14 protein-coding genes and 1 pseudogene are annotated in these 13,939 nt (G+C 68.8%); 5 read left to right on the plus strand and 10 right to left on the minus strand.

Annotated features, from left to right (window positions below; translation table 11 throughout):
- A partial coding sequence (locus tag DM816_RS09100) for a transglutaminase TgpA family protein (RefSeq protein ID WP_117209714.1) occupies positions 1-1,806 on the plus strand: 1,806 nt, incomplete at its 5' end.
- 425 nt (positions 1,807-2,231) lie between these two features.
- Here DM816_RS09100 and DM816_RS09105 read toward each other — a convergent pair.
- The 10 genes from DM816_RS09105 to DM816_RS09150 all read right to left on the minus strand — a co-directional run bounded on the left by DM816_RS09105 (position 2,232) and on the right by DM816_RS09150 (position 11,579).
- Entirely contained in the window at positions 2,232-2,621 is a 390-nt protein-coding gene (locus DM816_RS09105) for a DUF3040 domain-containing protein (protein ID WP_117209715.1), read from the minus strand.
- 211 nt (positions 2,622-2,832) lie between these two features.
- On the minus strand, positions 2,833-4,035 hold the full coding sequence (locus DM816_RS09110; RefSeq protein ID WP_342768685.1) for a DNA polymerase IV: 1,203 nt from the start codon (positions 4,033-4,035) through the stop codon (positions 2,833-2,835).
- A 121-nt stretch (positions 4,036-4,156) separates the two neighbouring features.
- A complete protein-coding gene (locus DM816_RS09115) occupies positions 4,157-5,254 on the minus strand; it encodes an alkaline phosphatase family protein (RefSeq protein ID WP_117209716.1) in 1,098 nt (365 codons plus the stop codon).
- Positions 5,251-5,970, minus strand: coding sequence for a methyltransferase domain-containing protein (locus DM816_RS09120; RefSeq protein WP_117209717.1), 720 nt, complete (start codon positions 5,968-5,970; stop codon positions 5,251-5,253). The genes DM816_RS09115 and DM816_RS09120 overlap by 4 nt, the downstream gene beginning before the upstream one ends.
- A 10-nt stretch (positions 5,971-5,980) precedes the next feature.
- Positions 5,981-6,640: a PASTA domain-containing protein gene (locus DM816_RS09125; RefSeq protein ID WP_117209718.1), complete on the minus strand. Its 660-nt coding sequence runs from the start codon at positions 6,638-6,640 to the stop codon at positions 5,981-5,983.
- A gap of 168 nt (positions 6,641-6,808) precedes the next feature.
- Positions 6,809-8,005 carry a chymotrypsin family serine protease gene (locus tag DM816_RS09130; protein WP_162907265.1) on the minus strand — a complete coding sequence of 399 codons (1,197 nt, stop codon included), beginning with the start codon at positions 8,003-8,005 and terminating at the stop codon, positions 6,809-6,811.
- A 59-nt stretch (positions 8,006-8,064) separates the two neighbouring features.
- Positions 8,065-8,472, minus strand: a complete 408-nt coding sequence (locus tag DM816_RS09135) for a VOC family protein (protein WP_117209720.1) — start codon at positions 8,470-8,472, stop codon at positions 8,065-8,067.
- 224 nt (positions 8,473-8,696) lie between these two features.
- Positions 8,697-9,578: an AEC family transporter gene (locus DM816_RS09140; protein WP_117209721.1), complete on the minus strand. Its 882-nt coding sequence runs from the start codon at positions 9,576-9,578 to the stop codon at positions 8,697-8,699.
- A complete protein-coding gene (locus DM816_RS09145; RefSeq protein WP_117209757.1) occupies positions 9,575-10,477 on the minus strand; it encodes a proteasome assembly chaperone family protein in 903 nt (300 codons plus the stop codon). The genes DM816_RS09140 and DM816_RS09145 overlap by 4 nt, the downstream gene beginning before the upstream one ends.
- A gap of 76 nt (positions 10,478-10,553) precedes the next feature.
- Positions 10,554-11,579 (minus strand): CapA family protein, encoded by a 1,026-nt coding sequence (locus DM816_RS09150; protein ID WP_162907266.1) that lies wholly within the window; start codon positions 11,577-11,579, stop codon positions 10,554-10,556.
- A 56-nt stretch (positions 11,580-11,635) separates the two neighbouring features.
- On the opposite strand from DM816_RS09150, the gene DM816_RS09155 reads away from it, so the two are divergent.
- The 4 genes and pseudogenes from DM816_RS09155 to DM816_RS09165 all read left to right on the plus strand — a co-directional run bounded on the left by DM816_RS09155 (position 11,636) and on the right by DM816_RS09165 (position 13,896).
- On the plus strand, positions 11,636-12,238 hold the full coding sequence (locus DM816_RS09155; RefSeq protein WP_117209723.1) for a TetR/AcrR family transcriptional regulator: 603 nt from the start codon (positions 11,636-11,638) through the stop codon (positions 12,236-12,238).
- Positions 12,239-12,265: 27 nt separating this feature from the next.
- A pseudogene (locus DM816_RS45195) lies at positions 12,266-12,451 on the plus strand (helix-turn-helix domain-containing protein); the annotation flags it as partial.
- A 60-nt stretch (positions 12,452-12,511) separates the two neighbouring features.
- Complete coding sequence (locus DM816_RS09160; RefSeq protein WP_246001759.1) at positions 12,512-13,354, plus strand: ImmA/IrrE family metallo-endopeptidase; 843 nt, start codon at positions 12,512-12,514, stop codon at positions 13,352-13,354.
- A complete protein-coding gene (locus DM816_RS09165) occupies positions 13,351-13,896 on the plus strand; it encodes a PIN domain-containing protein (protein ID WP_117209725.1) in 546 nt (181 codons plus the stop codon). Before DM816_RS09160 ends, DM816_RS09165 begins: the two co-directional genes overlap by 4 nt.
- The last annotated feature ends 43 nt before the right edge of the window (positions 13,897-13,939 follow it).

Raw genomic sequence — 13,939 nt, forward strand, 5'->3', positions numbered from 1 at the left:
CGCAGGCTGGCGGTCGCGGGCGTGATCGCGGCGGTGGTGCTCCCGCTCGCCGTGCCCGGCATGACCACGGGACTGCTCGCCCAGTTCGGCGGGGAGGGCACGGGGCCGGGCGACGGCTCGGGCCGCGGCGGCCGCACGGTCGACCTGTTCGCCAACCTGCACGGCAAGCTGACGCAGCTCAACGAGGTCGACATGGTGCGGGTGACCACCACCGACAGGGAGCCGTTCTACCTGAAGTTCGCGGTCGCCGATGACGTGCAGCTCAACGGCTTCCGCCAGCGCACCCCGAGCGGGCGGCCGGTGACCAACAACCTGCCGCAGTCGGCCGGAGTCGACCGGCAGCCGCCGTCGCAGCGGTTCGAGGCCAAAATCGAGGTGCTCCGCAACTTCGACATGCCGATGATGCCGGCCTACTCGATCCCGGTCGGCACGCAGGGGCTCGACTCCACGTGGTCATACGACCCCGACCAGCAGGTCATCTACTCAACCCGGTCGAAGTCCCCGGGCAGGACATACACGCTCAGCTATGTACGGCCCTTGTTCGACCCCAACGAACTGCGCCAGGTCCGGCCGCTTGCGCCCAATCACCCGATCCAGCGCAGCCTCGCGGAGGTGCCCAACGTGCCCGCCGTGCAGGCCGAGGTCGACCGGCTGACCCGGGGCAAGACGACGGTGTACGACAAGGTCCGCGCGCTGTACGACTACTTCTCGCAGAAGAACGGCTTCCAGTACGACCTGTCCACCAGGGAGGGCACGACCGGGCAGCACATCACCGACTTCCTGCAGCAGAAGAAGGGCTTCTGCGAGCAGTACGCGGCCGCGCTGACCTGGATGGTGCGGGCGGCCGGGATCCCGGCGCGGGTGGCGTTCGGGTTCACCCGGGGCGGCAGCTACAGCAACGGCACCTACACGCTCAAGTCGCGCAACCTGCACGCCTGGACCGAGGTCTACTTCGACGGGTACGGGTGGGTGCCGTTCGACGCCACGCCCAGCGGCATGGTCACCGGCTCCGTGACGACCGGGTGGGCGCCCAACGTGGACGCCCCGGAGGAGACCCCGAGCACCACCGGGCCGACCTCGACCCCGGGCCCGCAGTCGACGGAGAATCCCGCCGAGGAGGATCCGCGCAACCGGGCCAACGACTGCCCCGACGGCCCGTGCGCCACCGAGGGCGAGCAGAGCGAGACCCCGACGCCCGCGTGGGTGTGGTGGTCCGGTGGCGGCGGGGCGGCCGCGCTGATCCTGTTGCTGCTGCCCGCGCTGCGACGGCAGATGTTGCGGCGCAAGCGAAACGCGGCCGTCGCGGTGGCCACGGCCACCGCCGTCGAGGCGGCGGACGGGCAGATGCGGGTGGTCGATCCGGACGTGACCGACACGGCCAGGCGCAAGGCACACGCCGCGTGGGACGAGCTGATGGACACGCTCGTGGACTACCGCATCCCGATCGACGTGGCGGAAACCCCGCGCATGACGGCCGATCGGCTGGTCAAGGACGAGGGTCTGGACACCACGGCGGCCGACAACGCACGCCTGCTCGGGCACGCCGAGGAGCGCGCACGCTACTCGCAGCGCCCGGTGGCGACCGAGGGGCTCGCGCCCGCGGTCAAGGAGGTCAGGCGCACACTCGCGGCCCAGGCCGGACGGTGGGTGCGGCTCACGGCGGTCATGCTGCCGCCGTCGGTCGTCCAGCGCTGGCGCACGGCCGCCTCCAACGCCACGACCCGTTTCTCCAACCGCACGGCCGAAATGCGGCTCGCGGTGCGACGGTTGGCCAGTCCGCTGCGGCTGCGGCGGGCGGCCCGTTGACGACTGCGGTGGGCGGCCCGACTCCCTCTTCGGGCCGCCCACCGCACCGTCCCTAGCCGAACTGCTCCCACGGTCCGACGCAGGGGGCCGGTGCACGCCACCCGCTGGTGCCCAATCCAGCGGATCCGGGGCACACCGAGAATGGCCGCCGCACACGACACGCGCTCGCGATGACGGCCATGCCTTTGAAGTTCATGAATATAGAAGCTAGGCAATCGAGCCGATCTGCACAAGTGGGCACACGCGAACGAATCTGACACACGCCGCGAGTCCACACCATCTACTTAGGAGCCTTTTAATCCGAAGGCACGGCGCGGACCAGCAGAACACGGGCACGCCCGACCCACATCAGGCCCACCGGCGCGCCCGGCCCCGGTATACGGCGGTGGCCGCCCATTGCCGGGCGGCCACCGCACGCTTGCCGATCAGTAATAGTCCCCGCGATCGCGCCAGCGCGCCTCGAGGCGGTCGATGATGCCCAGGCCGCGCCGGGTGCGGCGGGTGGCGGTGCCCCCGACCGAGCGCAGATGTCCGCCTGAGGCCCCGTTGGCGCCCCTGCGGTAGGCGAGCATCGCGTAACCGGCCGCGGCCAACATGACCACGAACCCCGCGACGCCCAGCAACGACTCTTTCGCGACTGTCCCGTAGACCAGCAGGGCGAGGCCCGCTGCGACCACCACACCCGCTAGGACCAGTCGACGACGCGCGTGGAACTTCGGATCACTTTGGCGCACCGCGGAGGCGAATTTAGGGTCCTCTGACAGCGAGCGTTCGATCTGCTCGAACAGCCGCTGCTCGTGCTCGGATAGCGGCACGGCACCCCTCCCCGGCAGACGAGTACTTGTAGCAGTCGGACAACTGCTACCTGTCAGTCTACGAGGGGGGAGGCCAGTTCGAAAGCTGGACGACACGGGCGCAACCGACCAATCGCGGCGGCTCAACCGATTGGGGTTCGCAAAAAGGGGCCGCCCGCGAGGGCCGCGCCGCCACGCGGCACGCCTGAGGGAGAGCCGCAAGATCGCGCGGTCAGGTCTGCGGGCGGGCCGGTGAGCCCTGCTCCGGGCGCTTTTTGACCAGGCTGGCCGGCCGCACCACGCCCCGCCCGAACTTGGCCGTCACCGCGTCCGTCGCCACCTCCGCGTCGCGCCAGCTGTGCTCCGGCTCGTCGAGCGCCGGCTGCCGGGCCGAGCCGGCGACCTCGACCAGGCCCTCCAGCCTCACCCCGATCAGGCGCAGCTTCTGCCCGCCCCGCGCGGCCTCCGTCAGCTCGACCGCCGTGCGGAAGATCTCCTGCGCCACGTCGGTCGGCGTGTGCAGGGTGCGCGAGCGCGTGATCGTGCGGAAGTCGGCGAACCGCAGCTTGACCGAGATCGTGCGCCCGGCGGTGTCGGCCGCGCGGGCCCGCGTGGCAACCTGCTGGGACAGCCACAGGATGGTGCGCCGCAACGCCTCCGCGTCGGCCACGTCGGTCTCGAACGTGGTCTCGGAGCCCAGCGACTTGTCGACCCGCTCGGTGCTGACCCGGCGCGAGTCGCGCCCCCACGCCAGCTCGTGCAGGTGCTCGGCGGCCGCCTGCCCGACAGCGGCCCGCAGCATGGCCCTGGACGCCTGGGCGACGTCGCCGACCGTCGACAATCCCATGCGGCGCAACGACTCCTCCGTGCGCTTGCCGACGCCCCACAGCGCGGACACCGGCAGCGGATGCAGGAACTCCAGCACCCCGTCAGGCGGGATGACGATCATCCCGTCGGGCTTGGCGCGGGTGGACCCGAGCTTGGCCAGGAACTTGTTGGGCGCCACCCCGATCGAGCACGTGAGCTGCTGCTCGGCGGCCATGCGCCGGCGGATCAGCACCGCAATCTCCTCCGGCGTGCCGAACAGCCGCCGCGCCCCGGACACGTCCAAGAACGCCTCATCCACCGACAGCTGCTCGACCAGCGGTGTGAACTCCCGAAACAGCGCCATCACCGCGCGCGACGCCTCCGCATAGGCCTGCATGTCGCCCGGCAGGAAGATGGCGTGCGGGCACAGCGCCCGTGCCCGCATCGCGGGCATCGCGCTGCGGATGCCGAACGCGCGGGCCTCGTAGGTCGCCGAGGTCACCACTCCCCGATTGCCTGTGCCCCCGACCACTACCGGCAGGCCACGCAAAGCGGGACGGCGCCGGATCTCCACGGACGCGAAGAACGCGTCCATGTCCACATGCAGGATGTCCGACGTCGACCACACGCCAGAAAGCTACTACGGGCGGCAGACCGCCGGCGATGGGCGCGTCCGATTTGCGAGGGCTTCGCCGCACGCAAATCGGATGCAACCGTCGCCTTCCGAGGCGGTCTGCGCGCGACTTGCTTTAGCAGGAGCCAGCTTTGAGGACAAAAAGCGGAATGTCCATCTCGGCCTCGGTCAGCCCGCCGTGCATGGCCACCAGCTTGGGCAGGTGCGGATGGTCGAACTTGGGCGAGAACAGCGCCCAGTCGTCACGGCAGACCAGCACCACGTCGCCGATGCGCTCGGCGAAGGCGCGGTCGACCGGCCCGTACCACCCGGTCTCGATAATCTCCTCACGGGAGAGCACCATGGCCGCGTGACCGGCCAGCGCCCGCCACGACTCAAGCACATCTCCAGCGGCTCCCGGCTCGGTGTGCAGGTATCGCACCCGCGGCTCACCGGCGATCACGCGCACCCCGTCGGGCAGCGCATCGAGATCGATACGCTTGTCCGACGGCACGTCCAGCTGCCCGTGGTCCGCCGTCACGATCAGCGCCGCGTCCGCGGGCAGGCCGTCGATCAGCCGCACCAGCAGAGCGTCCACTTCGGACGCGACGGCGTGCCACGCCTCCGACGTCAACCCGGCGTAGTGCCCGGCCTTGTCCAGTTCCGGGTGGTACCCATAGACAAGCCCACCACCCGCAAGGGCCCCAAGCATTTCGGCTGCGAGCTCGTCCACACCCGCCGCGGGCCGATAATCCGCGCCCGTCGTGGTCACCACCGTGAGCCCGCTGCCCACGAATTCGGGCCGGTTGACGACCGTGACCGGTATCCCCTGCGCGGCCGCCGCAACATACAGCGGCGGCACCGGCTGCCACTCGAACGGGGACGGGTCGTCGGTCCAGAGCGTGTGGTTGAGCACGCGATCCGTGCCCGGTATCACCGCGAAGAACGAAAGCACGCCGTGCCCACCGGGCGCGACCCCGGTCGCGAAACTGACCAGCGAGGTAGGCGTCGTAGACGGAAATCCGCACGTGATCCGTTGCGGTGCAAGCGTTGCCGCATAGGACGGGAGATTGTGGTATCCCATGCCGTCCACCAGCAGCACGGCCACCCGCCGCACGCCCTCCAAAGTGGACGCCAGCCCGAGCGGGTCGGAGAGCCCTGTCATGCCGAGCGCGGTCAGCGCACCGGGCAGCACGTCGGCCAGCGTCCCACGCGAATAGTCGGGGATCCTCATTTCCGGGCCAAGAAGTGCAACTGCGTGGCGATGTCGCGATAGGGCGGCTGCGCGGACACCGCGAGCTCGAACGCCGCGAGTGCCTCCGGATCGCCGTCGGCGAGCACGCCCGGCACCAAATCGGCAACCACACGAACGCCGTGGACCTGTTCGACAGTGAGCCCCGCCTTTGTCAGCAGCCCCGACGCGCTCTCCACATCGAACCGCCGCTGCCCCGCGGTCTTGTTCCCGCCCCCCTTTGGGCGCCCCAACGGGTCGCCCAGCAGCTCGGCTGCCACCTTGAACTGCCCCGCCACCGCCCGCGACAGCACCGCCGCGGCTCGGTTGGCCACCAGCACACTGGCCGCACCGCCCGGCCGCAGCACCCGCGCCAGCGCCTGCGCGACCGACACCGGGTCGTCCACGACCTCCAGCACCGCGTGACACAGCACAAGGTCGGCCTCGTCGGAGGAGAACGGCAGCGAGTCGGCGTCGCCCTGCACGCCGTCGACCCGGTCGGCGACGCCCGCGTCGGCGGCCCGGCGCAGCAGCGCCGCCAGCGCGTCCGGGCTGGGATCGACCACGGTCACCGTATGCCCGGCCTGCGCGAGCGGCACGGCAAACCCGCCAGTCCCCCCGCCCACGTCGACAACGCGCAGGCCGCTGCCTTGCCGAGCGGACAGCTCAGCGCGCAGCACGGACCAGATGACGGCGGTGCGTGCCCCGACTCGTTCCACGGTGGCGAGACTACCCGAGACGCCCCGCCGACCCCTGCTGGATAACCAAAGCGCCGCTGAACCTGCCCGTCAGCTCGGCCACCTGAGCGTCGGTCACGTCGCCGGTGAACCGCACCGCGCACGCCAGCGGATCGAGCGCGGTGGCGAAGCTCGCGCCCCGCAGCGTCGGGTCGGCCTGCAGCTCGACCTGCACCCGGCGCAGTTCGACCCAGGTGCGCTGGCACGACTGCACGCGCAACGCCCGCCCGTCGGCGAGCCTGGTCAGCACGGGCATCTCCCGCCCCAGGTCGGTCGATTGATGCACACCGATCACGAGGACGCCGTTGCCGTCCACCCCCACGCCGACGAACTGCTCGCGATGCGCGTCGACGTAATCATGCAGGGTCGGGCCGGGCTGACCGGCGACGATGACAATGACCTTGTCACCCATTTTTTGGAGGGTACCGGCCGCAGGCTCGGTGTTGACGACCGTTCCCTCGCTGGCCAGGATGCCGGGCTCGAAGCGCAGCACCGGCACCAGCCCCGCCTTGGTGAGCACGCTGTCGGCCTGGGCCGCGGGCAGCGTGACCACCTGCGGGACCGCCAGCCGCAGGTGTTCGGCGGTGCTCCCGGCCGAGCTGGGCTCCGGCCCGGCCTGCTGGACCGGCTGAGCCGCAGCACAGCCCGCCATCAGTCCACACACGACCGTAAGCAGTATTTTTCGCAGCGGGTGTCCGGGAGCCGCTTGACGGTCCCGGACATCCGCGCAAGAGCGGCAGGCCCCAAAGGGCTGGGGGGCGGGAAAAACACAGCACGGCTTCGCCTGAAGAAACCTCAGCACGGGTCCACCTTTACGACGTCAGGAGGTCAGCAGAGTGACGTTGAGGTGGCTCTCGATGACGTGGATCATCTCGCCGTAGGCCAGCGTCCCGCCGCCCGCACCGGCGACGATCATCCCTGCCGCGAGTGCGGAGTTGCTCCCGGTGCGCACGTAGATGGGCCCGCCCGAGTCGCCCGAGCGCACGAAGACCTCGCCGTTGCGCACGCCCTCGATGAGGCCGCCGGTGCAGCCTTTCGGATCGCAGAACACGCCTCCGGTGGACTGCACCCGGATGCTGCACAGCGCGCGGGTCACCATGCCGCTGAAGCACACGTAATCGCCCACGCGCGGGTAGTGCCTGCCCACGACCGTGCGCGTCGACGGGCAGCACGGATCGACGTGGATCACGTTATCGTACGTCTCGCTGCCCGAGCGGATCCCGAGGACGTCGTGGTGCGGGTAGTTCCACTTGCCCCAGCTGTACCCGTAATACTTCGGTCCGGAGTAGATGGACGCGCCGTCGTTGAAGCAGTGTCCCGCAGTGATCGAGCCGTATTGCCCGTCGGAGGCGTTGCGGCGCACCGAGAATCCGCTCGTGCACCAGTTGCTGTACATGGAACCGGAGCCCTCGCGCAGCCCCGCCCCGCCGAAGTGCGGGCGGCCGTCGTCGAGCCGGCCGGCGCGGGCGGCCGCACCCAGCGTCACCTTGACCCGGTCACCGAGCCTGGCCGCAAGCGCGGCGGCAGCGCCCGGATAGCGCGCGTCGAACGCGACGTGGAAGCGGGAATCGGCACCATGCAAGGAAAATCCGAACGCGGAGCGGGCGGCGTCCGGGTGCCACGAGCGTCCGGTCAGGACATCCTCGGCCTCGATGAGCTCGCTCGCGCTGTGGCAGCCGGTGACGAAGCGCGCCCCGTCGGCCTTCACCCGCTCGGGCGGGCCGAACTCGGGTGTCATGACCGCGGTGACCACGCCCGTCACCGGGTCGGCGACCGTGCCGATGAGCCCGCGGCGCAGTTGGTCGGCGATCCGCTCCTTGGCCCGGCCCGCACCGATCGCGGCATCGATGGCCTGGTGTGCTCGGTGGTGGCGGGCATCGACGTCAACGTCCTGCTCACCGGTCACATTGGACACGGCGACCTCGCAATCCGGACCGGCCGGACCACCCTGCGCAGGGCCGGAAACCGTTGCCACCAAAGCAACCGCCAGCCCGGCGACCAACAGCGAAATTTTCACCACCGGAACCTATAGCCCCACGGCCCATTCACACAAGACGATGAACCGATAAACTCCGTTCAGCCCCGCTGCCGGCCGACCTCTTCGAGTAGGTCCCATTTGTTGCCCGCGATGTCGCGGAACACGACGACGCGGCCATAGGGTTCGGTGCGCGGCGTGCCCAAGAACTCCACACCAGCGGCCGACATCCGGGCATATGCGGCATCGAAGTCGTCAACCCGCAGGAAGAATCCCACTCGACCCGCCGTCTGCTCGCCGATCGCGGCGCGCTGCCGTTCGCCGTCGGCGCGGGCGAGCAGGATGCCGGTCTGCGCACCGGGCGGGCGCACCACGACCCACCGCTTGGCCCGGCCATCGTTGGTCAGCGACGGCGAATCCTCGACCAGCTCGAAGCCCAGCACGCCGGTGAAGAACGCGATCGCCTGGTCATAGTCGTCGACCAGAAGGGAAAACAGCTCAACCCGCACGCGCCAACGCTAGTCCTTCGAAATCGGAAGCCTTCGCACGGGCCGGCCAGTCACCGCGGCTGGGCGCAAAAAGATGTCCCGCCTCCGTCAGCGTTGCCAGCTCGGCACCGGCCCGGCTGTCCCTTCGAGGTCGACGAGGAGGCGGAGCTCCGCACGGCGGGCGACGTCTTGATCGCTGCGTAGCTGGTCGGGCGGCAGGTCGACGAGGCCCCTAACACCAAAGATCATCTTTGTCCCAGGAGCCAGAGGATGAGCGACAGCGACAGCAGCGACAGCACGCTGGTCACGAGCACGGCGTCTCGGCTGAGGTCGCTGGGCACCTTGTATTGGGTCGCGTAGACGAAGGTGTTTTGCGCGGTGGGCAGGCCCGCGAACAGCGTCACGGCCAGCAGGTCCAGCGGCGGAAGGTGGAAAACGTAGCGCCCGATCAAAAACGCGACCAACGGCTGGAGCACGATTTTGGCCAGCACCGTCCAGCCGAGCTCGGGCCGGTGCAGATTGGGCCGGCTGTCGGGCATGTGCAGCGACATGCCGAGCGCGAACAGCGCGGTGGGAGCCGCCGCGGCGCCCAAAAACTCGAACGGGCGCAACACATCGGGCGGCAGGTGCCAGCCGGCCGCACTGAACACGACACCCAACAGCGAGGCCATCACGACCGGCACCTTCAGCGGCAGCTCCAGGATTCTGCGCCGGTCCAGCAGGCCGACGACCAAGGGTGTCACGATCACCGTCTGGAACGCGACCACCGCCACGACGAGCGACGCGTCCCCGAGCACGAAGATGGCCACCGGGATGCCGAGGTTTCCGGAGTTCACGTAGGCCGACGCCATGGCGGCGATGACGCGCTCGTTCAAGCTTTTGCGGCGCACGAGCCAGAACCCAAGCAGCCCAACGATGAGCGTGCTCAAAGCGAACGCCGCCAGGGGTACCAGAGGAAGCTCATCAAACGGGATTTTGACCAGGGTGCTGAAGATGACCGCGGGAATGGCCACAATGAAGGCGAATTGGGCCAGCCCATGCTGCGCCGTGGCGCCGAACACCCCGAACCGGGCCGCGCCCCACCCCAGAAACGTGATCACCCAGAGTGGGGCGAAGGCCGCGATCACCCTTCTTGACGCCGATGTTCGGCCAGGAACCGCTCCAGCTCCGCTCCGAGCTCGTCAGCGGTCGGCAGCGGCGTGGGCTCGGTCAATAAGTTGCTCCCGCGCCCGCGCATGAAGGCGTCGTATTGCTCCTCAAGCGCCCGCACCACGGCCGAGGCCTGCTGGTTGTCGACCAGCTGCCGCTCGACCTCGGCCCGGACGGTCTCGCCCGCCTCGCGCAGCCGGTCGGTCGGCAGGAGCAGCCCGGTGGCCCGCGAAACGGAGATCAGCAACTGCTCGGCGGCCTGCGGATATTCGCTCTCGGCCAGGTAGTGCGGCACGTGCGCGGCGAACCCGATGGCGTCCAGATCCTGCTGGCCCAGCCGGTATTCGAGCAGGTTGGTCACGCTCGCCGGGACCTGAACGTTGGCGATCCACGGCTCGTGCCCAACGATCAGCGACGGGTTGGTGCCGTGGGCGGTGACGCCGGCGGGTCGCGTGTGCGGCACGGACATCGGGATGGCGTGGATGCCGACGGTCAGCCGGACATCGAGCACTCTCACTATCTGGGCGATCGCGGCGATGAACCGCTCCCACTGCAGGTCCGGCTCCGGCCCGGTGAGCAGCAGGAACGAGGTGTCATCGTCGTCGCGCAGCGCGTGCAGCGTCAGCGTGGGCTCGTCGTAGGACTCCCAGTGGTCGGCCGCGAACTGCATCAGCGGCCGCCGCGACCGGTAGTCGAAGAGCTGGTCGATGTCGAACGTCGCGATCACTCGCGAGTCGAGCGTGTCCAGCAGGTGCTGCCGGGCCAGCCGCCCCGCCGCCCCGGCGTCGACGAAACCGGTCAACGCATGCAACAGCACCGGCCGCCCAAGGTCAGACCGATCAGCGCTGAGCTCATAAAGGCCCTGTGGATCAAGCACGATCTCTCTCCTCCAGCCGGTGATGTTCACACCGGCCAACAAGAAAGATTAAAGATCCATTCCTAGGGGGTACCGCTTACGCTGTCGGCGTATCGGATAGTCCCGCGCACTCGCGCAGGCGTGCCTGCCGGTCCAGGATCCCTTGCGCCACCTCGGGATTCGCGGGCGCCGGCTGCCCGGTGACACGATCGATGTACGCCGGTTTGAGCTCGACCTCGGCGAGCCGCTTGTCGCGGATTGTGGCCCACAACACACCTGTCTCGTTGGAGGCGGCGTCGTTGCGCCACCACAGGAAGTTGCCCATCCCGTAGGCGACGTAGGCCTTGCCCTGCCAGCCCGCGCCCAGCAGCAGGTGCTGGTGCCCGCCCACGATCAGGTCGGCTCCCGCATCGATCAGCGAAGCGGCGAGCGCCTTGAGCTCGTCTGTCGGGCACTCCTCGTATTCCGGGCCCCAATGGGTCCAGGCCACGACCACGTCGGCGAGCTGGTGCGCCTCCCGCACGGCCTCAATCGCCCGCGCGGTGTCACGGAGCATGGCCAGGCCGGGCCGATCGTCCGTGGCCCGCCAGCGCTCCCACAGCTCATTGACGTGCGTCACCGCCACGACGGCGATCCGCGTGCCGTCGATATCCTTGACCCACGGCCGATAGGCGTCCCCGGCCAGGCCCGCGCCGAGCGCCGGCACCCCGGCCGCCCGTGCCGCCTCGATGGTGTCGGCCAGGCCCTCCCGCCCATAGTCGAGCGCATGGTTGTTGGCCAACGACACGACATCGACGCCCGCTTTTTGGACGGCCATGTAGGCGCTAGCGGGCGCACGGAACAGAAACGCCTTCGGCTCCGGCGTGCCCCGCTCGGTCACGGCGGTCTCAAGATTCACGAACGCGAGATCGGCTTGAGACAACAGCCCCGCGATCTCCCCGAACGCCGTCTCGGGATGGTCGAGCAGCTTGCGTGTGCGCTCCTCGAAGTGCACGTCGCCACCGAAGGCCAGGGTTATCTCGGTCTTGGGCGCCTTGACGGGCGACGGCTGCGCCACGGGCTGCTGCCCCTGCACCGCGCACCCGGCCGCCAGCAACACCGCAGCAAGTAGTCCAATTCGCACGATTGTGCACTTTATCCGAACTACGGGCTGTAGCGGGTGAACGCTAGGGTGGGCGCGTGACGAGACGGTCGGCCCAGATGCGCCTGGAAGACCTGCTGCAAACGGCGGTGGAGGTGATCCTCGAGCGCGGCTTCGCCAACACGCGCACCGCCGACATCGCCAAGGCGGCCGGGGTGAGCCAGGCGCTCGTGTTCTACCACTTCAGCACGAAGGACGCGCTCATGGCGCAGGCGTTCGAATACGCCGCCGAGCAGGATCTGGCCAAGCTGCAGGGTGTGCTGGACGCGCCCGACGAGCCGCTGCCCAAACTACGCAAGCTCATTAAACTCCTTGCGCCCCAAGGGCGTTCGCGGTCTTGGCTGATCTGGATCGACGGCTGGTCCGAGGCGCTGCGCGTGCCCGAGCTGGAGCGCGTGTCCCGCAGACTCGACCTGCGCTGGAAGGAGGCCCTGACCGACGTCATCGCGACCGGCGTCAAGGAGGGCGTGTTCACCTGCGATGACCCGTTCGGCGCCGCCTGGCGCATCAACTCCCTCATCGACGGCCTCGCCGTGCAGCTCATGGTCCACGAAAAGACCATCACCCGCCGCCAGGCCGCCGAATGGATGCGCCTCGCCGCCGCCCGCGAACTCGGCCTGCAGCCCGAAACCCTCGCCTGAGGAAGCACGGTGTGCGATTATCGCACTATGACCGCGCAGCAGGAGTGGACCGAAATAGGCCAGCGAGTACGGGAGGCTCGCCTCGCTGCACGGATGTCTCAAGAAGAGCTGGGCCGTCGGATCGGGCTGGACCGCACAATGGTCGCGAAGATTGAGGCCGGAGCGCGACGGATCGACGCGGTCGAACTGGTGCGGCTGAGCTCGTGCTTTGAGCTCCCGCTCAGCCATTTTCTGTATGACCGCCCGGCCGTGCTGTCGAGGCGGGCCGCGCTCTTGGAGGACGAGGCCACTCAGGCCGGTCGGGAATCGTTCCGACTGGAGGCCTCGTTGATGAGCTGGCTGCGGGATGTACGTCAGATTCAGGCACTGGGCATGCTCGGCACGCCCGAGATTCTCAGGTATCCGGGCACGGTCGATTCGGGATCGGCGGCACGTGAGGCAGCGAACTGGCTACGTCAACGGTTAGGACACGGCCGTGAGCCGATCTCCTCCCTCATGGCGACCTGCGAGCAGGCGGGACTTTTCCTCGCCGTTCTCGACCTGCCGGGGGACGGTGCATCGGTCATCGACGGTGACGTGGCGGCCGCCGTGGTGGGCAGGTTTGGCGATCCGGGCAGGCGACGCGCCACAGCCGCTCATGAGTTGGGCCACATCGTGCTCGGCGATGAGTATTCGAGCGATCTCGGCGTTAGTGCCTCGCGAGCCGATCGGGAATCCGTTATCGACGCATTCGCAGCGGAGCTGCTGCTGCCCACGGATGTCATTTCCGCGCGAGGATCTGGCTTGACTCGGGACGCACTGGTTCGGCTCACGGCCCTCTACCGAACCTCATGGTCTTTGGCTGTCCGGCAAGCGGTTCAGGCCGCGGTTCTGGACGAGCCGGAGGCGACCGGATGGTTGGCCCAGACACCGACCAGGGCAGAGCTGCTTGATGCCGTCGGGTGGGCCCCGCAACCCGATTTGGACTGGATCCGGGTACCACCGAGCTTCGCTCATGCCGTCTTGGATGCACGCCGAAGGCAGCTCATTTCCACCGCACGGGCGGTGGAGTTGATGCGGGGACAGATCGAGGAAAAGGACTTACCTGCCATCGACGGTGAGGAAGCCGAACCGTGACCGCATCCGCCCGTGCGCCGCGCCTGGTCTTTGACACGACCTGCCTGAGCCATTTCGCCCGTGCCGACCGGCTCGACGTACTGGGCGACCTCTTGGCCGGGACGGAGTGCCTGGTTCCCCATGTCGTCCGAGAAGAGCTTCGGGAGGGCAGCCAAAGGTATCCGGAGCTTGCGCAGATCCTGAGCCTGGAGTGGCTACAGGTGGTGGGCTTGGAATCCCTGGACAGACTGAAACGCTTTGCGACCTGGGCCAACCGTGTCGGTTCCGGTGCGAGGAACGTCGGCGAGGCCAGCGTATTGTCTTTGGCGGAAGAACTCGGTGCCACCGCTCTAATCGATGATCGCGATGCGACCCGGGTGGGCCGCTCCTTCGGAGTTGATGTGCACGGCACCATCTGGCTCCTGGCCATCTCGTGCCGAGCGGGAAAGCTCACCGAACCCGCCGCCAGCAATCTCGTGGAGGCCTTGGCGCACACCGGAATGCGACTGCCGTGCACCGGAATCGAATTCGCTCGTTTCGCACGGGCGCACGGCCTCTTATGACCCTCATCACCGCTTGCCTCCAGGCCCTCGAACGCATTTATCT

It is taken from the genome of Allorhizocola rhizosphaerae (assembly GCF_003426775.1).
GTDB classification, from domain to species: Bacteria; Actinomycetota; Actinomycetes; order Mycobacteriales; family Micromonosporaceae; genus Allorhizocola; species Allorhizocola rhizosphaerae.

What these genes read in the sequence shown, in the direction of transcription:
- DM816_RS09115 (WP_117209716.1), bottom strand. Translation starts at nt 5,254, where the DNA reads ATGAGGATCCCCGACTATTCGCGTGGGACGCTGGCCGACGTGCTGCCC.
- DM816_RS09125 (WP_117209718.1), bottom strand. Translation starts at nt 6,640, where the DNA reads ATGGCGGGCTGTGCTGCGGCTCAGCCGGTCCAGCAGGCCGGGCCGGAG.